Here is a 24873-nt window from a genome sequence, read left to right as displayed (position 1 = left end):
GTAGTGACGCGTGTGCGGATTATGAAGCTTTGGCTGCTTCAGTTAAACGGAGCGCACTGTGCCGGGGAATGATCAACAAGAACGTGGTACCCGCCGCAGATGTTTCTTCAACGTGGATTCCGCCGCCATGATCGTGAACGATTTTGGCTGCCAAGGCGAGTCCTAAACCGGTGCCGTTGTTCTTGCCTGCACTCACAAAAGGTTCAAAAAGTTGCCCTCGAATAGTCTCCGGGATGCCGCTGCCGTTATCCCAAATGCGGCACTCGAATTTCTCGTCATCGCTCGTGATCTTTATTCCAACGCGCCCGCAAGTACCATGAGTGGCCTGGCACGCGTTGAGAAGGATGTTGAAGAACACGCGTTCAAGTTTCCGTGCGTCAAATTCACCTTCGGTCGAGCCAACGGATTCCAACTCAATAACCCTGCCATGGAATTCAGGCGAAGAGCGGACGGCCCTGATAGCGCGATCAAATATACCGCGCAAATCTGTCGGGGCGAGAGTGAGTGTCACCTGCTCGCGGGCTATTTCCAAAAGCGAATCAAGCAGTCCGGTCATTTGCTCCGAGGCGCGTGATATCTCCTGATAAATCTCATTGCGATCTGTTGCCGCGATTGCTGGGTCATACAGGAACTCTGCGTTTGCGACCAATGCCGCCAGATGGTGCCGAAGATCGTGCGAGATGGATCCGGCAGCTCGTCCAAGAGCGGCCATACGCTCCGCCTCTCGCTCCTTCCTCTGCGAGATCGTGAGGTCATGTCGCATTCGGTTAAAGGCCTTGGCCAACTCCACTGCTTCTACGCCACCCTGCGGCTTCAGCGAATAGGTATCATCGCCTGCTGCTAACGCACGCACGGCGCCAACGAGCGACTCCAGAGGCTTGGTAATCGCTCGCGAGATGACGCTCACAAGAACTGCTCCGATAAGACCGGCCACCAGTGCGATAAGAAGAATAGTTCGATTCAGACGGTGGAGATAGGCGTCTGACGCATCGAGAGGAAGCAGCATGTAACAGCGCAGACCGGGGCTGCCGAGCAATTCCAGTGTGGACACATCGAAATGATGACCCACTATCCAAATGCTCTGCGGAGTGGGTTGACGAAGGCTGACCTTGCTTGCAAATTCCTGGAGCTGTGCGGGCGGCAGCGTAGAGGCCACAACTGACTCGCCTGATACCAACGCAATCTGGCTTTCAGAGGAGTTCGCAAGCTGTTCAGCGAAAGCTGAATTGACGTGCTGTCCAATGATTAGGAATCCCAGTGCGCGTTGCTGCGACCCAACACCGGAAACGATGGTGCTGATGGCAACACGATATAGATTGTTGTTCTCCTGCCACCACGCAGTTTCCTCGTGGCGCGAAAGGGATGCCGAGAGCGAACGTTGGAGCGATGCAAACGACAACGCGATACTGGCGGCGTGCTCTGCCATGATGCGCGAGTCAGGAGTCGCGAGCACAAGGATATCGGCTCCGGAAAGACGCCAGAATGCGGCGGATGCGTCCTGAATAGTCGCAGGATCGCCGGAACTCATCAATGCCTTAAGGGTTGGCAACTCCGATAGTAGTGTTGCCGCACGCTGCAGAGTCTTCTGTTGCTCCTGGTCAGCTCGGGTGAATGCACTTTCGGAGGCGGCGATAGCTTCGCTTCTCTGTCTTGTCAGTTCCGCCGAGACGCTTCGGCGCAACAACAAAAGGCATAGGCCGGAAATTAGAGACGAAATAATCAGGGTTGCAATGATGAGCTGGGTTCGCAGGCGAAGACGCACGGCGCTTACCCTGCTGCGCGCTCTTGCGCTTTGCCCGGGGAAAACTTGTATCCGGCGCGGTGAAGTGTCAGGAAGTGCTGCGGGGCGGAAGGATCCGGCTCCAGTTTTTGCCTGAGTCGCAAGATGTGATTGTCCACCGTTCTCGTGGATGGATAATTGCGATATCCCCAGACCTCGTTCAGAAGTTCTTCACGCGAAATCGCACGGTTCTCGCGCTGGATGAAATATTTCAGTACGCGAAACTCCTGGGCGGTGAGAGTTACGATTCTGCCACCACGTTTCACTTCCATCGACTCGACGTCCACGGACACGTCTCCGAAGCAATAGAGGTGAGATTCAGCTTGCTTCTGCAGAGCGTCAACCGCAGTGCGCCGCATTGCACGTCGCACCCGCGCGACGAGTTCCTTGGGACTGAAGGGCTTGGTCACGTAGTCATCAGCGCCGATTTCGAGGAGCAGGACTTTATCATCCACTTCCGCATTCGCACTGACCACAATAACGGGAACAGAGGGAGCAAGAGCTTTGAACTCCCGACAGAGTTCGCGTCCGGGCATTCCGGGTAATTTGAGATCGAGGACAACAGCCTTTGGAATTTGCGCACGGAATGCCTCGATCCCCTGAACTCCATCAGAGGCGAGTCGCACTTCAAATGTCTCTGCCTCAAATACGCGTTGGATGACGCGCTGCATCGCGAGACTGTCTTCGATAACGAGCAAAGTGTCCATGACAAGCAGTCCCCTTCAGAGTTGCCGCATTGATTGGATGCGCTCTTGCGGCGGTTCGGTTTTGATCTGACACAAGTTTGTCTCTGGATTTCTGCTCTCCGGCCCAGAATAGTTCAATGAGCACACGCAACGCCGGCAGATAGGATTGGCCTGTATGTCCAAGCTGTCCCTGAAATCACGCGCCTTCTCCGCATTGAGCACGGCATCGAGCGGCGCGTCGCGCAGGTTTCCTATAGGTGGGTGAAAGAAACAAGGTCGTACTGATCCATCGGCTTCGATGACGGCAGAGGTCCAGGGAGCATTACAGATTGGCGCGCTGTCCTCTGCTAGTCCGAGATGTGCGCGAAAATGCGTCGCAATCCTGCGAAGCTTGGCTGGACTCTCCACAATGTAGCCGGACCGGATGTCATCAGCATGATCGCGAACCAGGCGAGAGATTTCATCTTCCAATTCATCTACCTCGTCTACAGAAAGCGCAACCTCGGACTGTTTTTCCGGGCTCCACTGCTCGGGGCGATTAAAAGCTTCGGAGGTCAGGTCAGCGGCGAGAAACGAAATAGAGTCGAGGCCAATTGCTTTCGCAGTAGGAATTGTAGCCAGCAGCGAAGCATGGTTCGCTTTCTGAACGGTCATCCGTCCTGAAAAACGCATTGAGGGGCGACGTGATCGTACCGTGCGAATTCCATCGGCGATCAAGCGGTGTGCGCCCTGGATTCGTCGGATCGAATCGTGCACCTCCGGTGGCCCGTCGAAAGAAACGATCACATCGTCGAACAAATCGGCCACATCGTCAGCTCTCTTAGTGAGCAGCAACCCTGTGGTGAGGAGCGTAAGTCTGATTCCATCCTGTCGGAATAGATTGCAGAGGCCTCGAAGATCGCTGTGAAGCAGTGGTTCGCCTCCAGAGAGGACGACCCAACGGAGCGATAGACTTCGCCAGGCTTCACGATGCTGTTCCGGGTCGTCGATGCGTAGCTCCTGCGTGGTCGGACGCTTCCAGATGTCGCACATTACACAGCGACAGTTGCAGCGGTTGTGAATATTGAGCACCAGCACAGGCATCGACTTCATAATGTTGCGAAGCTGCTCCATGGCTACAACCACTCAGTCAGTACGTTGTGAATGTGTTTGCCTCTGAGGATGAGTGGGCGTCCAAGAACGCTCTCTGCCTGGCCAAACAAACGTCCAAGAGGTGCACGAATCCAGCGCAGGGTTGTGTCAATCATTATCGGGTGCAACCCTGAGGTGAGGTCTTCAGGCAAGCGCGAGAACATCGCCTCCGATGCGAGTTGCACTCTGCCGCTCACGAGCACCAACTCAACGTCCTCAAACGAGAGATGCGACAGCATCTGTGCCGGGAATCGCCCCGTGTCGCGAACCGCAATAAGGTCGGCCATAGCTCCAGGCATTACGCTGCCTTGTCCCTCGCGAAGACCTAATATCCGCGCGGACCGGACGGTGACCTGCTGGTACAAATCAGAGGGCTCCACACCGAGTTGCCGGGCGAATGCCAGTTCGTCGAGCAAGTCTCCGGCGGCGGTGAGCGGAGAGTCACTGCCCAGAATGACATTGCTCGCCGAAGCGATAAACTCGGGGGAGTGCGTGTGACCGAATAAGAATTGATTCGAAGTCGGACACCAGACAATGGCTGCTCCCCTGGCCTTCACCAACTCAGCTCCGCTGGTACCGAGCGCCAAAGCATGAACGAGAATACTGCGCTCGCTGAGCACACCACTGCGATCCAGTTCCAAAATCTCGCGCTCGCACTCCTCGCCAGAGCCTTCTGCAACATGAATGACAAAAGGATCACCTGGGCTGGTTCGATGAAATCTGGATGCATAGTCAGCATCTACCCCAATGGAGTGAGCCCAACCAAAGTCTCTGATCACGCGCACTGGAAATTCGGTGCTCTCCATTAGGGGCGTGACAGGATTGTGATGACATACCGTGGTAACACCGCATAGCAAATTGCGAATCGCGCCAAACCAGATGCGAACATCCTTCGGCACCCGGAGATTCCGTTCTATGTCTGCGGCGTGGCGTCGACGAATATCTGACGCCCACTCCCGTGAACTCGTGTAAGGGCCATCGCCTAGATTTGGAAACAGACCGAACTCAAGATGATCGTGCGCGTTGATCAGTCCTGGCAAAAGAAGATAGCCCCGAAGATCGATTTGTGTCGTGTTCCCGGAGCGGTGTACTCCAATCGAATCGATTCGCCCATGGGAGATCGTGACCGACGGACTGGTCGATTCGTTGGCTCCGAGCGCGAGGCGAGTTGGGTTGAGTTGTGTGACAGCCGTGGCAATCGTACTGGATCGTGCAGTGTGCTTCTGAAACGCAAGTAGAAAGATAGGCGAGCGATCAGCCGTCTTCGATATCACCTCCGCTTTTCCCGCCGCGGCGAGAATTGCTCTTTCCTGGGCACCAAACGGCGGCTCAATCAGGCTGCGTGTCGTAAATCCGTGTTTTTCAAAGCAGGATACGATGCGCTGCAGAGGCCACTTGTAGGCGTCCAGCTCGACAGTCTGATCAACCGCATGAAACGCCCGTTTCCAGCGACATGCGGCGATTGTTTCGGGATGAAGGTCGGTCACGAAAACGCGCGCACCTTGCCGAGTGACGCGGGACAACTCAGCTGCAAATCGATCGAGATCCGATATATAGCTAATTACAAAGGATGCGAGCACAAGATCAAACTGCGACGCCGGCACTGGTAGCTCAGTAGCCTCGCCGAGATAGAGAGAGCTGTTCTCTATGCAGTTCGACATAGCACGTGCGAGCATGGCGGATGAACTATCTACTCCAACCAAGGCCCGGGGGTGCTGCGCGGCTATGACGGTCATCCAGCGTCCAGTGCCACAGCCAATATCCAACACACTTGCGCCTCGCGCATTGGGCAGCAGACAACTTAAGTAACGTTGTTCAAGGTTGAGCAAAGGATTTGCCGCTTTGTCATAGGTTTTCGACCAAAGGCGAAACGCTTCTTCCGATTTGTGTCCAAAAGAGGGCGAGATTAGATCGGGTGCTGTTTTCACAATTACAGGCTCTCCCTCTTTGGCTTGCGAAGGTTCATGAACTGGTGCGCCCAGCGCAACTCCTGAGGGAATCCATAGATGTGGAACCAGTAGCGCCATGCGCTCAGACTTCTTAACAGCGCACGCGCCCACTTAGGCGCACGAATGTCTTGCACCGTAGGCCAGCGTGAGCTGACTACCACCTCGAAGTTGTCGATAAGGCGCTTTGTCTTGCGCTTTAGCCATGGAGCTTCGGTATCGATTCTCAGTGTGAAGTTCATCCACTTTCGGGTCGCCCATTCCTCCGGGGATGTCGGGAAAGAGACCTGACCGTCGATGTTTCCGTACATGGCGCCGCGCTGCGGGACAGGTGTGTAGTGATACATGATGATCTCGGAGTCAGGGTTCAGTTTTTTGATGTAACGAATGAACTTCAGAGTCTCGTGTGTGTCGAGTTCGGGATCGCGAGGATTCCCTAGGACGAATGAGAACTCGGGAATAATACCGAACTGGCGCATGCGACGTGCGACCTCAATGGTCTGTTCGGTTGTGATTCCTTTCTGCATATCCTTCAACACCCAGTTAGAGCCGGACTCTGCGCCGAAGAAAATCATGGTGCAACCAGCGCGTCGTATTGCTTGCAACGTTTCGTCAGAGTAGCGCGACATCACGTCAATGCGAGCTTCGCACCACCAGCGAAGCTGCAATGGCGCAATGCGGTCGACAAGTTCGCGCGCGTGGTCATCGCGCAAAAAGAAATTCATGTCGTAGAACTGCACGGAGTCCGCTCCATAGTTAGTTGCAAGGTGCCGAAGGATCTCCGCCGTACGAGCAGGGCTCTCCATGAGCTCGCGCGTTCCGTAAGCAGCGTGCACGCCGCAAAAGTTGCATTTGAAGGGACATCCGATACTTGCCTGGTGTGCGGCTGTTCGCTTACCAAAGAACGATGGTCGAAGATAATCCTGCACAGGAATCCGATGAAATGGACTCCATGGGAAGACGTCCGGGCTTTTCATCAGGCGTTCAGGATTATGCCGGTGCAGCCCGAACACATCCTTGTATGACAGTCCCAAGACCGAATCTAGTGATCGTGCTCCGCGCATAGCGTCCAGCAACTCAAGCAACGTATCTTCGCCCTGTCCGCGCACGGCGTAGTCAACATAGTGCGCATTCAAAGTCGCGTCGGTGTAGGTAGAAGGGAAGTATCCTCCCCAGACGATCGGCACAGCAGGTCGCAATAGCCGGATCGTACGACAGGCTTCGAGTGCTGCCGCCATCTGTGGCCCGGGCATTACTGTGACACCAAGCAGTTCGGTCCTTTTGCGGTCGATTAGATCGATGATTGTCGATACGGGATGGTCATCCAAGTTTCCGTCAACAATCGTGTACTCTTCTTTGCCTTCCAGCACTGCCGCCAAGGCGAGCACCGAAAGAGGGAAACGTCGATTACGAGGTTTCGTGGCGCGCGGGTTGAAAAGGATGATCATTTCCGAACCTCAGCAAGATAGATACGGAACTTCGACGGTTCCCGCTTATTCATCAGATGAGCTATGAGCGGTCGCATCGCCCACCGCAGTCCGTACGATGGTGACTCGACGTGCCAACGAATACTGCAGCTCCGTTCGAGTGAAATCAGGATTCGGTCGGTCAAATACTCCAAACTTGCAAGGCCGTCCGAGGGAAAACCAAACCGGGCAACGAATGCCGCTCTGTGTTCCTCGATCATCTGCCTGCCGCTGATATCGCTCCGGTACCAGGGCGAATCGCAGACCACCACAACGCCTCCGGCGCGCACGCAACGAATCGCTTCCTTTAGTGTGCATTCGTAATTTTCTGAGTAGTGGAAAGAAGCGTTGTAGATAGCGCAGTCGAACTGGTCTGCTTCAAACGGTAGCCGATCGAGCTCTGCCTGGAACCGCGGGAAAAGCGATGGCAGATAACCACCATAATGTGCGGCAGCGCCTAGGCCATCCATTTCGTTGATTTGCAGGTCCACCGCAACTGGATGATGGCCGCGAAGCGCAAGCCTATAGCTCAGCCATCCGTTACCCGCCCCAAGATCGAGAACTCGCATGCCTTTGGGATGAGATTGCTCAAGCTTCGGCAAAATGTGCGTCTCAAGATGATGAAACGTCCGTGCACGAATTGCCCACTGAGCTTGGTTCTTGTTCGTCGTGTCACGAAAGGGAAGAGCGAGATAGTAGTCGGAGGACGTGCTCCCGCGACCCTCCTTTTGTCGAACGATCTGGTACTCGGTTATGAAACGCTCATAGCGGCTTTCACGTTCGGGGGAAAGAGCGCGCCAAATGCCTTGCTCGCTGCGAATACGCAGCAGACAATCAGAGCAGGTGATCACCGCATCTACGTGAGGCCCAGTTTCAGGAAGTTCTCCCACGGAGGTCCCGCACTGCGGACACTGCAGTCGATAGTTCACTGCTGATCGTGTGTGGAGGCTGCCTACCTCCTCGTGATTTTGCGGAGCCAGTCTCATGCGTTCGTCCTCTCAAACTGAAGCAGTACGTGGTCGCCGATGGCGCGGAGCACTGGGGTGTTTGCGAGCGAATGGTCGAGGCGCTCCAAAAGAGCGAGCAACTTAAGATGCCTTCCAGCCCACGCCTCCGCATAACTCGGAGGGACCAGGACACCGATCCCCTTGATGTTACGCAGCACGAACCACGGAGAGAACACGCTTCGAAGCTGACGTATCGTGGGATAGTAAACTCGTACGCGATGGCCTTTCACGGCAGGATCCGCATAACCCGGCCAGCGCCGAAACGCCTGGTTCCAGCGCCCGCGACCGAGATGTAACAGCGTTTCCCACGCGCACACACGAGTCGAGACGCAAAGCAGGGCGGTTGCTCCAAGGTTCAGAAGCTTAGCTAAGTGCCGCGCAACCGGACGAAGGTCGGCTACGCAGTTGAGACCCGAGAAGTTTGAGAAGACGCCGTCGAAAGTAGATTGCGGCGCCAGTTGATCTAGCTCTTCGATGGCTAACTTTCGGAACACGATTGGGAGCGGTCGAGGTTCAGCAGTTATGCGCTGGCGCGCGATCTCGATCATTTTCGCAGAGACGTCGCACGCGGTTACCGAAACTCCCCTCCGCGCCATGAAGAGCGCATCTTCACCGGTTCCGCAGTTTAGCTCGAGGACATGCTCCCCTGGCATGAAGACTTTTGAGAGCACCGACCATACCGCGGCCCTCTGCGCTCTGCCGATTGCTGATTCGGTGAAAACGCTGTCATAGCTTGCGGCAATACTGTCAAAGGCGACGGCAGCCGAATATTGCGCCTGAGAACTCATGCAGCAGCCTCCATGTTCCGTAGCAGTTCCGCCCTGGCATATTGAATTCGCCTCTGCAGGTCATCAATCCTGCCTGCTTCGATCTTCTCTGAACGCTGCATGCGAGCAAGCGCCACTTCATCGCGGAGCAGGCGATCGGCGTAGTCATGAAACGTTCGTGATCGCCTGCCGACGATCTCAATCTCACGGTCCGAGGTCTCGGACCAAGGTTTCAACTGCACGAGTCGGTCAGACACGCTCTTGAAGTACGGCGTGCCCTTGATTGGGTATGCGACCGTTGTAAAGAAGATGTCAGGATCGGTGCGCTTAACGTGCTCGATCGTGGCTTCTACATCTTGAAGTTCCTCGCCTTCGTAACCCCACATCAGAAACATCCCGCTCTGAATACCACGGGCGCGCGCCAGTTCGACAGCCTGTTGCACTTGTTCGATCTTTACACCGCGCTCCATCGCGTCAAGAATGCGCTGCGAGCCACTTTCCGATCCGATCCAGATTCGAAAGCATCCGAGTTCCGCGAGCAGATCGAGCATCTCTTCATTCAGCCGATCGGCACGGGAAATGCATTCGAAGGGAATACGGATGCCCCGGCGGCGCATTTCGGCGGCGTAGGTTCGAATCCAGCCGTGGTGAATGGTGAATACGTCGTCGGCAACCCAGATCATGTCGGGGCTGTATTCGTGCAGCAACCACTCGACTTCATCCACCACGTTCAACGGGTTTCTGCGGCGGTGAGTTTGTCCGAATACTTGGTGGCTGCACCAGCGGCATTTGTAGGGGCACCCACGGGCAGTGATGAATGAGACGGAGCCCTGACCGTGCGCATCACGCCAGGTACGTACGTATCGTGGAATGTCGATTGCGGATCGTGCGGGCCAAGGCTGCGAATCCAGGTTCGCGATCTGTGCTCTAGGAGGAGTCTGATGCATGCTCCCGTCAGACTCGAGATAAGCGATGCCATTTACCTTCGCGAGTGCGCTAGGATCGCCGCACTCGAATGCGAGCAGAACTTCTTCTGTTGTGAGCTCGCCTTCGCCGAACACGACTACTTCCGCGCCTGAATCGAGGTACTCGCGAGCGTATGCTCCAGGCTCAGGACCTCCGACGATAACTCGCCAACCGGCAACACGAGCCATTCGGATAATCTCGACCACATTCTTCCGGGTCATAAGGTTCGCGTATATTCCGAGAACCCCGGGTTGCTCACTGCGGAGATGCTGAAAGAGAAGGTCGCGGCTAGAGAAGGTTGTGTCGAAAACGTCCACGTCAAAACCCTTTGCCCTCAGATGAGAGCATAGGTAGAGGATTCCGAGAGGCGCATAGGGCTTCATGATTTGAAGCTCCTTGGGATCTTCAAATAGGAAGTAACCGTGAGTGAGCAGCAAGCTTTGCATTCAAGCCTCCCGAACCTCGGCGAGTTTGTGCGCCGGGATGAAAGCGAGCTCATTCGAATTGGGCACAACAGGCGACATGATCGTCGGGTCGGGATTGCGACTCACAGGCTCAAGCCTCTGAACTTTCAACCACAATTCGCGAATACTCTCACTGTTCCTTTCTGAGGACGAATGCCAGCCATCGACCTCAGCATGTAATGCGTCACGAAGAGTCAAATAGAACGTGTCGTTGTAAGCTCCCTTGAACATCACGCAGAGATCATCGCTGTCAGTCCAGTTCTTCTTGGCTCCAAGCTCGGCGCGCACGCGGTTGTAGAAGACAGTGTTGGGTAAGGGATAGGAAAGCGATACTCCGATGTCGTCCGGACGTGTTTGACGCACGAGAGCGATAGTCTTCTCAATGTCTTGCCAGTCTTCGCCAGGATAGCCAAACTGCAGGAAGAAACAGGCACGTATGCCCACGTTCCTGAGGTACTCACGCGCGGCAATTACTTCTTCAACGCGTAGGCCCTTGTCCATACTGTTCAACACTCTTTGCGACCCTGACTCGACTCCCATCCATATCTCAGTGCAACCGGCGCGCCTGAGAGACGAAACGATATCGGCATTCAAAAGATCGGCGCGCGTCTGAATTTTGAATGGTACGCGGCAGCCATTGAGTTCTACAGCCTCAGCGAGTTCGTGTGCCCAGTGACGATTCAGGGCAAACACGTCGTCACCAAACCAGGCGTGGTCGGCACCGTATAGCTGTTTCAGTTCACGAAGCTCGTCGGCCACTGCGCGTGCTGGACGAACGTGGAAGCGGTTTCCAGAGATGGGCTTCGCACACCAGTTGCATCGGAAAGGGCAGCCGCGACTGGCCGCCAAGTTGGATGAGAAGTAGCCATGTGCCTGCTGCCACGACTCACGATAAGGCGTCATGTCAATCAGATCGCGCGCAGGGTTGGGCATCGTCACCCAATGAGCAGCGCCCTGAGATACCGGAGTGCGTACAACGTGACCAAGGGAACCAAGCCTAAGAGTGTTCTGCACGTGTGACGGATCGAGTGATTGCAGCAGGGTGGAACATAGCTGAGCAAGCGTGGCTTCGGCTTCGCCCAGCACAATGAAATCAACTCCCTGATGGAGGTACTGCTCCGCATGATCGGTAGCATCGGAGCCGTGTGCGATGACAGTAGCTCCGAAGTTGCGCGAGAGTTCAGTCATGCGCCATGCGACATCCCGCATCCGAGTAAGGCACATCTTGGAAAGGAAATTGAAATCGTCTTCATAGATCGCCACAATCCTGGGGCGATGTTGCCTGAGCGCGCTACCGAACTCTGCCGGATCCATCAGCATGGTATCGAACACCGCGACGAAAATGCCTTGCGTTCGCAACGCAGTGGCCGCGTACAAAGTGCCGAGCGGCGGATATGGCTGCATCTTCCGCACCTGCTTGCGGTCAAACGGGAGATGGTAAGAATGAGTCAGCAGGACGTCAGCCACAAAATCACCTCATGTCTTGATCGTGCGTTAGCATACGGTCGCTGTTCTGGCCGGCAATTCCTGACCGGTTATGAGGGAGCGACGCTTGATGAGTCGCTCAGTTGAGCGCGAGATCCACAATTCCCACGGGAATGAGTATTGATTTGCGCGAATTCTCCAGCGCAGGGGTGCTCCGAGCAGCCTGCGTATGCCGCGCTTCAGCCAAGGACGATTCTCCGTAGCGCGTCGAATCTGGTTGTTGAGCAGGAAGTATTCGAGCATCCGTCTAAGTCGCTGCAGTTCTTTTCCCTGCAGCCACGGCAGGATGTTTGCACCGAGCGGCAAATCCGCCCATTCGCGCAGCGACTCCGGTTGGCGCAGGCCAAGTTCTCGTAGTTGCGGCCAAATGGGAATGCCGGGATACGGTGTGAAGATGTTCGGCGAGAAGCTCACATTCGAAAACTGGCGCGCAATGTCGCTCATAGTTTGGAAAGTCTGCACGCGGTCGCTTTCGGTTTCTCCGGGATAGCCAAGAATCAGATTGAATGTGACATGTATACCGCCCAACTCGGCCTTTCGCGCCGTTTCATACATCTCATTCACGCGTTGGTGGCGCTTGTTCATCAGCTTGAGCACTGCTTCGGACGTGGACTCGGTGCCGAATCCCATGTGCGATACGCCGCTCGCGCCCAGTAAACGCACCTCGTCTTCGCTCATGCGGCACAGAAAATCGGTGGACGCCTGGAATGTCCAGCGAAAGCCAATGCCTGCATCGTTAATGCCGCGTGCAATATCGAGAGCGCGGTGCACGTCAACCGGGAAATTGGAGTCGAGTAGGGCGATTTCCTCGATGCGATATCGCGAGGCAAGCTCCGTCATTTCAGATATGACTCGATCGGCGGGCAGTGCATTGAATCGGCGTTTATAAAACACCATGTCGGTGCAGTAATTGCATGCGTACGGACAGCCTACGCTCGTGGCGTAGGCGAGCTTACGCATTCCGCAAACGCGTTCGTAGGCTTCGAAATCGGCAAGGTCAAAGGCTGGCGTGGGCAGGTTTGCAATCCACTCAAGCCGCCGGGTCAGAGCCCGCGGATGCGATGAACCGTTCTTCGACATGACTCCAGCGAGTCCGTCGGTGCATTTGCCTGACGCGATGTTCTCGACAACCTCGAGCAGCGACACTTCGCCTTGTCCGCAGACAATAATGTCAACGAAGGGCTCTTTCAGTGTCTGCTCCGGTTCGAGACTTGGGTGCCACCCGCCAAAGATGACGGGCAAGTCTGGACGAATCTTTTTGACAGCGGTTGCGACCTCAATAGCACCGGTAATCATGGGACCGGTAAGCAGAGAGATGCCTAGACAGAGCGCGTCGTTTGCATGGGTAACAATCAGTTCGAGATAGTCTGCATGAATCGCCGCATCGATGAGCACGACCTCGAAACCGGCATTGCGGAGTGGAGACGCGAGCGACAGCAGGCACAGCGGGGCGCTCAGAGGCGCGCCCTCGTACGGAGGATAGAAGAGTACGACTTTGCCGCGGTTCGTCATGCAGCCTTTGCAACCTCAAGGCGCTTTGCATCGACGGCCGGTTTAAGCGGGGCAGCCATACTCTTCAGCTTGTTGTTGATCCAGAGCTCAACCGGGGCGGCGTAAGCATCGCGCTGCAACCGCCAACGCGCGGGTAGCGAGATGCACTTCTGCACCGTACGCGTAAAACGGCCGCGCCGGTCGGCAGCGATAGGGACTCGGTCAAACGCCAGTCGAAGGTAGTCGCGCATAATTTGAAGCCGCTTGTGCTCCCGGCCTTTGAGCCATGGAAGGGTGGTGTAGCGCGGAAAGAAGTCAGCCCATCCTTCGAAAGAGGTAGGAACCTCGATGCCGATCTCGGCCGCCCGCTGCATGATTGGAGCGCCGGGGTACGGCGTGAAAATGTTCGTCCAGAATTCCGCGCCAGGATAGCGGTTGCACATGTCGAGGATGAACAGGACAGTCTCACGCCTCTCCTGTCGGCCTTCTCCAGGAAACGCAAAGATTATGTTGAAAGAAGGCTTGATACCCGCAGCCAGGCATCGCGCTGCACTTTCGTGAATAGACTCGAAATCCTGAAAGTCCTTGTTCATGGCTTTCAGAACCTTGGGCGATCCCGATTCGGCTCCCTGGCATACTTGTTGAAGTCCAGCCCGTTGCAGCAGCTTCAAATCTTCCATTGAGAGCCGCGCGACAAGGTTGGTGGTGGCCTGAATACTCCACTTGAACTTGGCGTCCGCACGCACCAATCCATCGGCGATTAGGCGCGCGCGGTCGAGATCAACGAGGAAGTTGTCGTCCACCACCCAGAGCAACTCGAGGCGATAGCGGCGGGTAAGATCGACAGTCTCTTCTACAAATTGTTCGGCCGGCAATGCATTCCACTTCCTTCCATACACACCGGCATTGGTGCAGTATGCACAATTAAACGGACATGCCAGGCTGGAGATATACATTGCCCACCGTCGCCCGCAGCAGCGTTCGTAAGCATCGAAGTCGGCGAGGTGATAAGCCTTTGGTGGCATCTCCACCAGCGGCTTGAGAGGGCGTTCCAAAGTGAAGATTAAGCGGCCATCGCGTTTGAAACCAATTCCTGGGATCAAGTCAAGAGCCGAACCGGCCTCGATATGCTGTACCAGTTCGAGCATCGCGTGTTCACCCTGGCCGCGAACGACGACGTCAACATAAGAAGCCTCGAGCGTCTGCGTTGGCAACAGTGACGGATGCCATCCTCCAAGGATGATCGGGAAGTCAGGATTCCACTCCTTGATTGCACGCGCGATCTCCACGGTTTCGCGAATCATTGGGCCCGTGACTAGTGAGATCCCCAGGCACAGCGCATCATGCACCTCTTCCAGAACGCGTTTCTTGTAATTGTGGGTGATGGTGGAGTCGATCAGTTTTACTTCGTAGCCGGCGCGCAGCAGAGGCGTAGCAACCGCGAGTATTCCGAGCGGTGCAGTCGCCTCGGAACTTGCAAAAGAAGGGAAGAAGAAAACTACTTTTTTCGACATGCCCGCGAACTCCACCACGCGAAGATATGTTCGCCGGGCGAATGGCTTGTCATCGACTTGTCAACAAGTTGTCACATTTCGGCTACTTCAAAGGCAAATCGCTTCATTCACGCTAGAGTGATGGAACTGGTGGTGTGGATGACGAACACTTTCACCATAAGACGTGACGACTTGAAGCATCTCGCACAGTTATCACTTGCGGGCGCGAGGTGCGCCTTGGCTACGAATTCGAAGCTTCTACTGGATTCACTGCCAGACTGGTGTATAGAACAAGCAGACGCTTCGCAGGATCTGCGGTTCACTGTTGATCTGATGGTAGATGAGAGGTTGTCATCGAACTCGGCTAGGCCTACGCACTTTCGAGGTCTTCAGCACGTAGTGATCGCGTCGTTTGGAGAACCAGCGACATTCGTTTTTGATCTGTTGCGGCGAAAAGTAAGTGGCGTTGTGTCCGGCGCGATCGCGCGAAATACCAACTTCTGGAGTGCAACGTTTCTTCCTCTCACCGTTGGAGTTTTAGGCGCGGCGGTCGGAGTGTTACCTGTGCACTGTGCGTGTGTTTCGGTAAATGGTGATGGTCTGCTCATTGCCGGTGCCTCAGGCTCAGGTAAATCGACGCTTTCGGTCGCGCTGGCACAAAGTAGGTTTGACTTTCTCTCTGATGACTGGACATATGTTTCTGTGGAGGGCGGCAAACTGTCAGCCCACGGCATGCATGCGCCTATTAAGCTGTTGCCCGACGCTGTCAGGCATTTTCCGGAACTGCGGGAGCAAACGCTTCGCTATGCAATGAACGGAGAGTTGGCCTATGAGGTCAACCCCTTTGACCTGGGAGTTCAGGTTGCTCACTGCTGTGCGCCGCGTTGGTTGATCTTCCCTGAACGAGGGGATGGGTTCAGTAGTGAATTGCCAGCTGTTTCGAATGACGAGACGCGAGCCTACATTGAGAACAGTGTCGAGCGACTACCTCCGCAACTAGCCAACGCCGAGCGACAGAGAGCAGCATTGATCGCGGCCCTGTCAGAATCGCCCGGCTGGAGGTTTCGCTATAGCGGAAGCCCTCAATTTGCAGCACACGAACTTAAACGTCTATTCGCCAAGACCATTGGAGTGGCTGCATGAACATCTCAAGACCAATCGTCCCCGATCTGTTGAATCGATTTACTCCCGCTCCCTTGAATGTGCACTTCTGCTTCAGCGCCACCGAGGTCCAGCTGAATACGAACGATCCGGAACTCATTGAGGCCTGCACTAATCTCGATGGGTTAAACGAACTGAAAGTCGAGAAGCGCTTTGCGTTCTGGAAGTTGATCCGCGAGAGTGAATTGTCCCCGGACCTCGGATGCAGAATCATTGAAACAGAGGATCTACGGATTCTTCTGCGTGGAAATGGCACAGTGATTTTCGTGGACCCGTCACGTCGCGAGGCTTTCGGATTCCTCGCCGCAAACGAATCGGTCAAAGAACTCACAGCAACAGTATTCCCATTCATGGCCGATAGGGATTGAGATTAATCGCGGAGTGCCAGGGCGAACGTTACATCAATTTGACATCTTTTAGACCCTGACATGACAAACCCACGTTTGCAATTGGCTACCCTTCCAAGCATCCGTCCGGGCCTGCTGCTCAGGCTCAGGAAATTCAGGATACGAGAGACCTGGTGCGATATATCCGCAGACTCTGCTTATTCATGTCGCTTGTGCTTGCCGGTGCAACTGCAAACATCTCTGCGCAGGATGCTCCGCTGATCTCGGGTGCTGCAGGTTTCGTCAGCCTCACCGACGGCGGGCATACATCCCTGCAACCGGTAATCGCTCCTGTGGCTGTGGTGCCGTTCGGCAAACACTTTGATCTGGAATCGCGTGCAGATGTACGGGGCTTCATGCAGCGTGAGAGCGGATCGTGGAAGAGTGAGTACTTCGCCACCCTCGAATACTTTCAACTCGACTACGTTGCATCCTCCAAGGTTACTGTCTCTGTTGGGCGCTACCTGACTCCATTCGGAGCTTACAACGAGCGGCTTACGCCCATCTGGATTCGAAATTTCCAGGATGCGCCGTTGATCTATCCCCTGGGAACGCGAACCAGCGGCTCAAGTGATGGTGCGATGATTCGGGGTACCGCGTATTCATCTCCCAGGTGGGCCCTCAATTACACGGCGTACTTCTCCGCCGCAAGCAATGTTGAACAGATCGCCTCGGGTCGTGCAGTTGGAGGACGGACGAGTGTTTACGTCCCGAAGCAACGTCTGGAGTTTGGTGCTTCGTATCAGCGTTTTCTGCAGGGCGCTCACCTTAACTCAGTCGGCGCACACCTGTTCTGGCAACCATGGCAGTTGCCGCTTGAAACCAAGGCAGAATACGCGCACTCAGCTGCGGGGCAAGGATACTGGGTAGAGATCGCCCGCGGCATGCCTGCCTCGAACAACGTCTGGACATCCAGGATTCAACCCGTATTCCGCATGCAGCAATTCTTTCGCGGTGCTCGCATCTCAGGAGACTCACTTCCGGCGATAGATACACAGCGAACGGACTTTGGCGTGAACTATTACTTGCCGCACGAGGTAAGACTCAATGCCAGTTACGCACGACAATTCACCGAGCTCGGAAATCGTAATGTCTGGACAGTTGCGGCAACATACCGATTTCTGTTCCCAGTTGGTATTGGGAGGTCACATTGAGAATGATCGTGTCCACTGCAGCGATTACGTTAGCTGCATTGATTTTCGCCGCAGCACTTTCGGCCGAGCAGAATTCTCACTTTGGCCCGACATCGGCCCACATACAGGCCCAATCACGTGATCAATCACAGAGCCAATCAGATGACGAGGCGAAGCGGGGTGAACTTCTCTTTCAGACGCACTGCAGCAACTGTCATCAATCACCAGATCAAGTTCCTCCTCGCATGGCTAGCACAGTGGTGCGGCACATGCGTGTACGGGCAATTCTGACATCCGAAGACGAGCGCCTAGTTATGAAGTATCTCGCTCCCCAGTGAGGGTTGAATCGTGAATAGTTTCTGGAATGTTCGGCGGCGAGTGCTCGCCGGGATCGCATCCGTACTTCTTATCACCACCTTTAGCGCCCAATCGGAACCGGGCAGTGCGCGACGTGTTGAGGTCGTCTCCAAGCGTTTTGAGTTCACCCCCAATCAGATCACGCTGAAAAAGGGTGAACCCGTCCTGATCGTATTTCGCAGCGAGGACGTAGAGCACAGCATCGTGATCAAGGAACTTAATGTTAATGCGAGCATCCGCAAGGGACGCACGGCTGAAGTCCGATTGGCGCCTCAAATGGCAGGTGACTTCATCGGCAAGTGCGGACGCTTCTGCGGCAGTGGACACGGCCGCATGCAACTGGCTATTCACGTGGAATAGTGCGATGCGAGCAGCGGTCTGGTGTTCCGTTCTCTGTCTTGCGGTTCTCGCAACGGGCTGTAAAGCAGATAAGCCCGGCGCGCTGGAAAGCCGGATGATCACCCGCGCGAAACATTGGGTATTTGTTCGCGACAAGCACGCGCAAAATCCGCTCCAGGTTACACCGGAAACTCTGGCGGCCGGCAAAGAAGCCTTCTCACATTACTGTGTTGCATGTCACGGCATGGATGGTCAAAACACAGGCGTTCCATTTGCGGACCGAATGTCGCCGCCCGTTCCATCGCTCGCGTCGGGCGATGTTCAGGGGTACACGGATGGTCAATTGAAGTGGGTGATCGATTATGGAATTGCCCCGGCCGGCATGCCTGCATCGCGCGGAATTCTGAATGATGAAGAGATATGGTCAATCGTGATCTTCATCAGGCACCTTCCAAAGCCAGGAAGCCTCGGAGAGCCAGTAATGTATGGCGGCGATTGCTCGCCAGTTCATGACAGCGATCAGGATTCCGAGCGAAGACGTCAATCCCGATGAATAGCCGACTGCAACTCGCGATCCTCAACACACTTCGTAACGAGGATGAATCCACGAAACTCGCCCAGTTCCCCGTGGACGACTGGAGGCGTATCTATCGCTGGCTCGATGCAAGCGGCTTGGCGCTCTATTTGATCGACAGGCTGAACTCAGCGGGCCACGTAGATTGCCTTCCAGAATCAGCAATGCGACGGCTCATGCAGAATCGAACAGACCAGCAAGCACGAACGCAGCAGATGTTCGTGGAATTTGCAAAGATCAACCGAGCGTTTCGGGAAACTGGTCTGAAATATGCCGTGCTCAAAGGGTTTTCCCTTGTTCCCGATTATTGCCCCCATCCGACGCTACGTTATCAATTCGATTTCGACTTTCTCGTGCTAGACAAAGATGTCCCTAGATTTGCGGAGCAATTATCATCGCTAGGCTATGAGCTTACACACGAGGACGAAAACGAGTGGCATTTTGAAATGGCCAATGAGCGGCTTCCATCCGCAGATTCGTTATATAAGCCGAAGCCGCAATTCGCGGTGGAGCTGCACTTCGGCGGGAAGCATTCAACCTCCACCAAAACTTCAGACGACGCTCTGCTTGTGCGTGTTTGCGAAAGGACTTTGTACAGTATCCAGTTTCCATCGCTGTCGCGTGCAGATATGTTCTTGATGCAATCCTTGCATCTGTTTCGGCATATCGCGGGCGAGTGGACTAGGATTTCCTGGCTCTTCGAATTTAGGAACTTCGTTAGTAGCAATCGCGACAATACGGTTTTATGGGAAGAGGTACGTAGCCGCGCAGCAGGAATTGATATTGCGTCGACAGCTATTGGTATATCCATTCGTCTGGCTAGCATGGCCTTTGGAGAGTTTGCGCCTGTGGGCCTAAGGCAATGGACAGCGGACGCATTGTCACCCTCGATCAACCTTTGGGTTGAGAGATATGGGTGGAATCTTCTCTTTGCGAACTTTCCAGGAACTAAGCTGTATCTCCTCCTCCAGCGAGAGCTGATTAATGACGAGCAGCAGTGGCGCAAGATGAGACACGCGAGGATATTGCCGTTGCATCTTCCCGTGCCGGTGGTGAGCACCGCTAAAGCTACAAAGGTTGTAACCGCGATGGGCTATTGGAGCAAATTTACATTCCTGCTCTTTCGGTTGCGTTTCCATTTGCTTGAGGGATTCCGTTACTGGCGCGAGGTGGGGCGATGGGCGCAGCTTTGCGAGTCGGTGCGGAATACTCACTTACGCAAGGCGAATGATAGTGCGACAGAAGCCATCTCCAGTGCAGGATGAAAAACGCCTGACATGACAAGCCAGAACCCGACTGCTTTCAATTCGAATGCTGCAGCGGTGGAACACGCGAGGCTCGTCTCCGTACTACGCAGGTTCGAGTGGTTGCTTCTCCTGTTAGTCGCGGGATATCTGGCTGGGAGAACCATCCCTCGTGCGTGGAGTACGATTAACACGGATTTCCCCAACTACTACATCGTTGCGCATCTGGTAAGCCACGGTAACGACACTAGTCGCGCCTACGAGTGGGAGTGGATTCAACGGCAGAAAGATCGCTTAGGAATTGAGCAGCCGCTCGTAGGATTTATCCCGCTCACGCCATTCTCGGCCTTGCCTATCGTGCCGCTTACTTCGCTTCAAGCTTTGCAGGCTAAACAAGTCTGGACCGTGGTAAACATTGCGGTGTTGGCTGTTATTCTCGCGCTGCTGCGATCGATCACCGGTCTAGCTGTGAGAACGCTACTGCTCCTGATGTTCATAACACTTCCTCTTCATCAGAATCTGATTCTCGGCCAGGAATACATCCTGTTACTTCTGCTGCTCTCGCTGGCACTTTGGCTTCATCTTCGCGATTACATGTGGACAGCTGGGATCGTGGTCGGCGTTGCCTTTGGTTTGAAGATCTTCCCTATATTGTTTCTGCTGTACTTCCTTCGCAAGCGACAATGGAGAGCTGTTGCGGGAATCGCGTTCGGAGCCTGCGCCGTGTTTTTGATCTCCGTCGCTGTGTTTGGCCCGGAGATGAATCGGGTCTATCTTACGCAGGTGCTTCCGTGGGCATTGCGGGGCGAAGCTCTTGATCCATACAATCTGCAGGCGAATTCCATCTCCGCTCTCCTGCACCGGCTGTTTATTTTCGAGCCGCAATTGAATCCGCATCCGGTCACGCACTTCCCCGTGCTGGTTGCAATACTCCTTCCCCTTCTGCAGGTCTTGCTGTTTGCACCAGCGCTGCTCCTTGTGACGCCCGGCAACGCCTTACCTTCTCGCACGCAGCTCGAATGGAGTGTCTTCTGCCTGGTGCTGTTGACCATCTCGACTTCACCGGCGTTGTATGACTTCACTCTGCTGCTATTACCTGCGGCGGTGATCGCGTCCGAGCTGATAAGGAAAAGGGAATGGAAAGCACTCACGCTCCTTGCCATTCTGTACCTTGCTGTTTGCTTTCCGTTCAGCAATGCTGCCTCACTCACGTCATGGTCGGCCTTACTGGGTGTGCCGCGGTTATACCTACTGATCGCAATCTGTATGCTTGGGTACTTGCTTCTTCATCGCTCAGGGTCGTGGGTAGGGTTGAGTCGAGACTTAGGTATCTGGAGTACCGCCCTAGCTGCTGGAGTACTTATTGCGATCACCGCAAACCTGTGGCATCAGCGCGGGTTATACGATGCCTATCGTTGGCGTGTTCCACTTCCGGCCGGCATCTTTAGCGTCAGCCATCCTGCCTATCAAGATACAACCGTACGGTTCACGGTCATGGTGAATGAGGGGTACAGGACAGCGGACTTGGATTCTGTTGGCGTACATGTCAGCCAAGCTAACGCGGATCAGCTCTCGCAATCCTCGGCAGGAGATGAATTATGGAGAGAGGAGAATGGTCGAGGCTTGACTACCGTTTCGAGATATCCGGCGGTATCTCCTGATGGTAATTGGCTTGCGTACAGTCGGCTCGAGCGTGGAGTGTGGAACCTGTGGCTCCGGAACGTTCACGACGGCAAGTCTCAGCCGGTCACGGCTGCGGAGTGTAATAGCATGCAGCCAGCCTGGGAGGCGGATTCCAAGACGCTGCTCTATACAAGCGATTGCGGTCGCGGACTCTGGTTAAATGCGCTTTGCCGTCGCCGTGTATTGCCCCTCCTCTTGCCCTGGCTTTAGCGGAACCAGTTCGAGGGCTCAGGAATGAGCTGATCCATGATCAAGCGTAAAACTCCTGAATACGCCTGCAAGACCATCGGGTTTAGGACCAAGAGCATAAATCAGGGAAAAATTGCGGGTTATGCTCAATCCTCTTATGCGCGCTGTGGCAATCTTGCCTAACGGCAATCTCGGGAGAACTGCAGCACGGGTTACAAATCCTATTCCCAGTCCGGACTCGACGCTGGAGATGATTGCTTCACTCGAATCCAACTCCATAGCGATTTCGAGGTCTTTGATCTTGATCCCGGCTTTCTCCAATGCTGACTCGAGGACGCGACGAGTGCCAGAGCCTCTCTCGCGCATTAGCAAGGGAGCGACCTTCAGGTCCTCGATATTGAGTTCTTTGCGGGTTCGCCACGGGTGATTGGAGGGAAAGAGCAGAACTAGTTCGTCTTTCATAAACGGCTCGACGCGAACATCTTTGCGCAATGCTGGACCTTCGATGAGACCGATTGCAATGTTAGCCTCAATTAGCCACTCGACCACCTGTTCCGTATTGCCACTTCTGATCTGAAGTTTGACTCGCGGATGCTCTCGTTTGAAGTCGCCGAGCATTCTGGGTAGAACGTATTGCGCGATGCTGGTCGAGCAACCGGCTCGCAAAACGCCGGAGTGTTCGCCATTCAGGGCAGCTAGTTCTTCCTGTGTGCGCGCGGCAAGCGTAGCCATTTCTTCTGCTCGTTTTCTGAGCAGCCGCCCCGCGGGCGTGAGAACGACTCGACCACCGGTTCGGTCAAACAGTCGTGTGCGGAGCTCGTCCTCAAGAGCCTTGATCTGCTGCGTGACCGCGGGTTGACTAAGTCGCAGTTCCTCTGCCGCACGGCGAAAGCTTAGTTGTTCGCAAACAAATCGAAACACCTTCAGCCGAAAATTCTCCATCCTGTGCTTGCCCTCTGCGCATTATCGTACAAGCTTGGTACTGCATCGGCTATTGTGAATCACTCGCTTATACAAGGAACTCACTCTCTTAAGAATTCAAATCGGCCATTACTATTAGTGATTGGATTTTCGCCGACCATCGACTTCACAATGAAAGTCGATGGAGAAGAACATATTTTTCGTCTGCTTGATCGTGGCAGCCAGTGGTTTGGTGTCTCCTCCGGTAGCCCTTGCCCTCGGCCTGATCTATGCGTTTACGTTTGCTCATCCGTACCACGCGGACTCGAGGAAACTCTCGAAAGTTCTATTGCAACTCTCTGTTGTCGGGCTTGGGTTCGGAATGAACCTGCAAGAAGTATTGCGTGCCGGAAAAAGCGGATTCCTCTACACGGCAGTAAGTATAACGTCTGTTCTGCTGATTGGAATTGGTCTCGGACGATTGATCCGCGTAGGAGACGTGTCGTCTTTTCTGATCTCGGCCGGCACGGCGATCTGCGGAGGAAGCGCGATCGCGGCTGTTGCTCCCATAGCGAATGCGAGCGATGAAGAGATGGCCGTTTCTCTTGGCACCGTATTCGTGCTCAATTCTGTCGCATTGCTAACATTCCCGCCGATCGGCTCAGCACTGCATCTCTCGCAATCGCAGTTTGGCCTTTGGAGCGCGCTTGCGATTCACGACACAAGCTCGGTGGTGGGTGCAACCGCAAAGTTCGGCGCTGTGGCTTTGGCGGTCGGGACCACCGTAAAGCTTGCTCGTGCGTTATGGATCGTCCCACTCTCGATCGCCACCGCAGCTGTCACCGGAAGCAAAGCTCGTATTCAGTGGCCGTGGTTCATCCTCTTCTTCTGCCTTGCAGCGGTTGTAAATACGTATGTGCCGGTGTTCAGGGGCGTGTATCCAACGCTTGCTCATCTAGGCGTTACCGGATTGACGGTGACGTTGTTTCTGATCGGGAGCGGGCTTTCGCGCAAAACATTGAAGGAGGTCGGAGTCAGACCTTTGCTACAGGGAGTTATCCTTTGGGCAATCATCGGACTCGCATCGCTCGAGCTCATTCGTGTGGGATGGATACACCTGTAGTTCTTCAACTCAAATCCCAGCCTCCGGATTGCGTCAAAACGATAAGCCCTTTGTACCCAAAGTGTACGCAGGGCTTATCGTTTTGCCTACTTGCTGTCAGGTGTCTAGATTACCGGTTGATCAGCTTCTGCCATTCTTGCGGATAACGGGCACCCTGAATGTTGATTGCTGAGGTCGCCTCGTTGAGCTGCCGCAGGTCATCAGCCGTGAGTGCGACATTTGCTCCGCCGAGGTTTTCTTCCAGGCGGTGGATCTTGGTCGTACCTGGGATGGGCACTATCCACGGCTTTTGTGCGAGCAGCCATGCCAACGCGATCTGTGCAGGCGTTGCATTCTTCTGCCTCGCAAACCTCCCGACGAGATCGACAACCGCTTGATTAGCTGCGCGGTTTTCCGGCGAGAAGCGCGGAACGACGCTGCGGAAATCTGTCTTGTCGAATTGCGTGTCCTTGTTGATTGCTCCCGTCAAGAATCCCTTGCCAAGCGGACTGAAAGGAACAAAACCGATCCCAAGTTCTTCGAGAGTGGGAATAATCTCCTGCTCCGGCTCGCGCCACCACAGCGAGTATTCGCTCTGTAACGCCGTCACGGGCTGCACTTTGTGTGCGCGCCGGATCGTCTGCGCGCCCGCTTCGGAGAGCCCAAAGTGCTTCACCTTGCCTTGCTGAATCAGGTCCTTCACCGCTCCTGCGACATCCTCGATTGGCACTTGGTCGTCGACGCGATGTTGATAGAAGAGGTCGATGACGTCGGTTTTCAAGCGCTTCAACGATGCTTCTGCGACATGCTTAATGTGTTCCGGACGGCTATCAAGGCCCGACTGCTTTCCATCAACGATCTTGAAGCCGAACTTCGTGGCGATTTTCACGTCCTTTCGGAACGGCGCAAGCGCTTCTCCGACTAACTCTTCATTCGTGAATGCACCATACACTTCCGCGGTGTCGAAAAATGTCACGCCTCGTTCCACCGCTGCCCGAATCAAGTTGATGCCAGTTTGTTTGTCCACCGCCTGTCCAAGACCAAAGCTCAGCCCCATGCAGCCCAAGCCAATGGCGGATACTTCCAGATTGCTCTTTCCGAGTTTGCGTTGTTGCACGATACT

The 24873-nt window shown here is 54.9% G+C and carries 21 protein-coding genes; 8 read left to right on the top strand and 13 right to left on the bottom strand.

Annotation, left to right across the window (positions count from 1 at the left end):
• Positions 1 to 19: 19 nt before the first annotated feature.
• The 11 genes from AC6IY8_RS13150 to AC6IY8_RS13100 all read right to left on the bottom strand — a co-directional run bounded on the left by AC6IY8_RS13150 (position 20) and on the right by AC6IY8_RS13100 (position 14703).
• Positions 20 to 1528 (bottom strand): sensor histidine kinase, encoded by a 1509-nt coding sequence (locus AC6IY8_RS13150; RefSeq protein WP_497774980.1) that lies wholly within the window; start codon positions 1526 to 1528, stop codon positions 20 to 22.
• A 239-nt stretch (positions 1529 to 1767) separates the two neighbouring features.
• Positions 1768 to 2487 carry a response regulator transcription factor gene (locus tag AC6IY8_RS13145; RefSeq protein WP_497774979.1) on the bottom strand — a complete coding sequence of 240 codons (720 nt, stop codon included), beginning with the start codon at positions 2485 to 2487 and terminating at the stop codon, positions 1768 to 1770.
• A 15-nt stretch (positions 2488 to 2502) separates the two neighbouring features.
• Positions 2503 to 3558, bottom strand: a complete 1056-nt coding sequence (locus AC6IY8_RS13140) for an SPASM domain-containing protein (protein ID WP_497774978.1) — start codon at positions 3556 to 3558, stop codon at positions 2503 to 2505.
• Between the two features lie 23 nt (positions 3559 to 3581).
• Positions 3582 to 5525: a methyltransferase domain-containing protein gene (locus AC6IY8_RS13135; RefSeq protein ID WP_497774977.1), complete on the bottom strand. Its 1944-nt coding sequence runs from the start codon at positions 5523 to 5525 to the stop codon at positions 3582 to 3584.
• Positions 5526 to 5527: 2 nt separating this feature from the next.
• Positions 5528 to 6991: a B12-binding domain-containing radical SAM protein gene (locus AC6IY8_RS13130; RefSeq protein ID WP_497774976.1), complete on the bottom strand. Its 1464-nt coding sequence runs from the start codon at positions 6989 to 6991 to the stop codon at positions 5528 to 5530.
• On the bottom strand, positions 6988 to 7995 hold the full coding sequence (locus AC6IY8_RS13125; RefSeq protein WP_497774975.1) for a class I SAM-dependent methyltransferase: 1008 nt from the start codon (positions 7993 to 7995) through the stop codon (positions 6988 to 6990). Before AC6IY8_RS13125 ends, AC6IY8_RS13130 begins: the two co-directional genes overlap by 4 nt.
• Positions 7992 to 8804, bottom strand: a complete 813-nt coding sequence (locus AC6IY8_RS13120; protein WP_497774974.1) for a class I SAM-dependent methyltransferase — start codon at positions 8802 to 8804, stop codon at positions 7992 to 7994. Before AC6IY8_RS13120 ends, AC6IY8_RS13125 begins: the two co-directional genes overlap by 4 nt.
• Positions 8801 to 10195, bottom strand: a complete 1395-nt coding sequence (locus AC6IY8_RS13115; protein ID WP_497774973.1) for a B12-binding domain-containing radical SAM protein — start codon at positions 10193 to 10195, stop codon at positions 8801 to 8803. Before AC6IY8_RS13115 ends, AC6IY8_RS13120 begins: the two co-directional genes overlap by 4 nt.
• The gene (locus tag AC6IY8_RS13110) at positions 10196 to 11680 is read right to left on the bottom strand and encodes a B12-binding domain-containing radical SAM protein (protein WP_497774972.1); all 1485 of its coding nucleotides are present in this window, start codon (positions 11678 to 11680) and stop codon (positions 10196 to 10198) included.
• A gap of 27 nt (positions 11681 to 11707) precedes the next feature.
• Positions 11708 to 13210 (bottom strand): B12-binding domain-containing radical SAM protein, encoded by a 1503-nt coding sequence (locus tag AC6IY8_RS13105; RefSeq protein ID WP_497774971.1) that lies wholly within the window; start codon positions 13208 to 13210, stop codon positions 11708 to 11710.
• The gene (locus tag AC6IY8_RS13100; protein ID WP_497774970.1) at positions 13207 to 14703 is read right to left on the bottom strand and encodes a B12-binding domain-containing radical SAM protein; all 1497 of its coding nucleotides are present in this window, start codon (positions 14701 to 14703) and stop codon (positions 13207 to 13209) included. The genes AC6IY8_RS13105 and AC6IY8_RS13100 overlap by 4 nt, the downstream gene beginning before the upstream one ends.
• Before the next feature lie 216 nt (positions 14704 to 14919).
• Between AC6IY8_RS13100 and AC6IY8_RS13095 the strand changes: the two genes are divergently transcribed.
• The 7 genes from AC6IY8_RS13095 (at position 14920) to AC6IY8_RS13065 (ending at position 21769) form a co-directional block, all read left to right on the top strand.
• A complete protein-coding gene (locus tag AC6IY8_RS13095) occupies positions 14920 to 15825 on the top strand; it encodes a hypothetical protein (protein WP_497774969.1) in 906 nt (301 codons plus the stop codon).
• Positions 15822 to 16211 (top strand): hypothetical protein, encoded by a 390-nt coding sequence (locus AC6IY8_RS13090; RefSeq protein ID WP_497774968.1) that lies wholly within the window; start codon positions 15822 to 15824, stop codon positions 16209 to 16211. Before AC6IY8_RS13095 ends, AC6IY8_RS13090 begins: the two co-directional genes overlap by 4 nt.
• 182 nt (positions 16212 to 16393) lie before the next feature.
• On the top strand, positions 16394 to 17383 hold the full coding sequence (locus tag AC6IY8_RS13085) for a hypothetical protein (protein ID WP_497774967.1): 990 nt from the start codon (positions 16394 to 16396) through the stop codon (positions 17381 to 17383).
• 327 nt (positions 17384 to 17710) lie between these two features.
• Positions 17711 to 18079 (top strand): cupredoxin domain-containing protein, encoded by a 369-nt coding sequence (locus AC6IY8_RS13080; protein ID WP_497774966.1) that lies wholly within the window; start codon positions 17711 to 17713, stop codon positions 18077 to 18079.
• 4 nt (positions 18080 to 18083) lie between these two features.
• On the top strand, positions 18084 to 18611 hold the full coding sequence (locus tag AC6IY8_RS13075) for a c-type cytochrome (RefSeq protein WP_497774965.1): 528 nt from the start codon (positions 18084 to 18086) through the stop codon (positions 18609 to 18611).
• Positions 18608 to 19897, top strand: coding sequence for a nucleotidyltransferase domain-containing protein (locus AC6IY8_RS13070; protein ID WP_497774964.1), 1290 nt, complete (start codon positions 18608 to 18610; stop codon positions 19895 to 19897). Before AC6IY8_RS13075 ends, AC6IY8_RS13070 begins: the two co-directional genes overlap by 4 nt.
• Before the next feature lie 12 nt (positions 19898 to 19909).
• The gene (locus AC6IY8_RS13065) at positions 19910 to 21769 is read left to right on the top strand and encodes a glycosyltransferase 87 family protein (protein WP_497774963.1); all 1860 of its coding nucleotides are present in this window, start codon (positions 19910 to 19912) and stop codon (positions 21767 to 21769) included.
• A gap of 18 nt (positions 21770 to 21787) precedes the next feature.
• On the opposite strand, the gene AC6IY8_RS13060 is transcribed toward AC6IY8_RS13065, so the two are convergent.
• Entirely contained in the window at positions 21788 to 22690 is a 903-nt protein-coding gene (locus AC6IY8_RS13060; RefSeq protein ID WP_497774962.1) for a LysR substrate-binding domain-containing protein, read from the bottom strand.
• 160 nt (positions 22691 to 22850) lie between these two features.
• Here AC6IY8_RS13060 and AC6IY8_RS13055 point away from each other — a divergent pair, with 160 nt between their 5' ends.
• Positions 22851 to 23771, top strand: coding sequence for a YeiH family protein (locus AC6IY8_RS13055; RefSeq protein ID WP_497774961.1), 921 nt, complete (start codon positions 22851 to 22853; stop codon positions 23769 to 23771).
• A gap of 109 nt (positions 23772 to 23880) precedes the next feature.
• On the opposite strand, the gene AC6IY8_RS13050 is transcribed toward AC6IY8_RS13055, so the two are convergent.
• Positions 23881 to 24867, bottom strand: coding sequence for an aldo/keto reductase (locus AC6IY8_RS13050; RefSeq protein WP_497774960.1), 987 nt, complete (start codon positions 24865 to 24867; stop codon positions 23881 to 23883).
• Positions 24868 to 24873: the final 6 nt, after the last annotated feature.

The organism is Koromonas soli (assembly GCF_059726265.1).
Note: the sequence above shows the minus strand (reverse complement) of the source record. Positions and strands in the feature narration are given on the sequence as shown.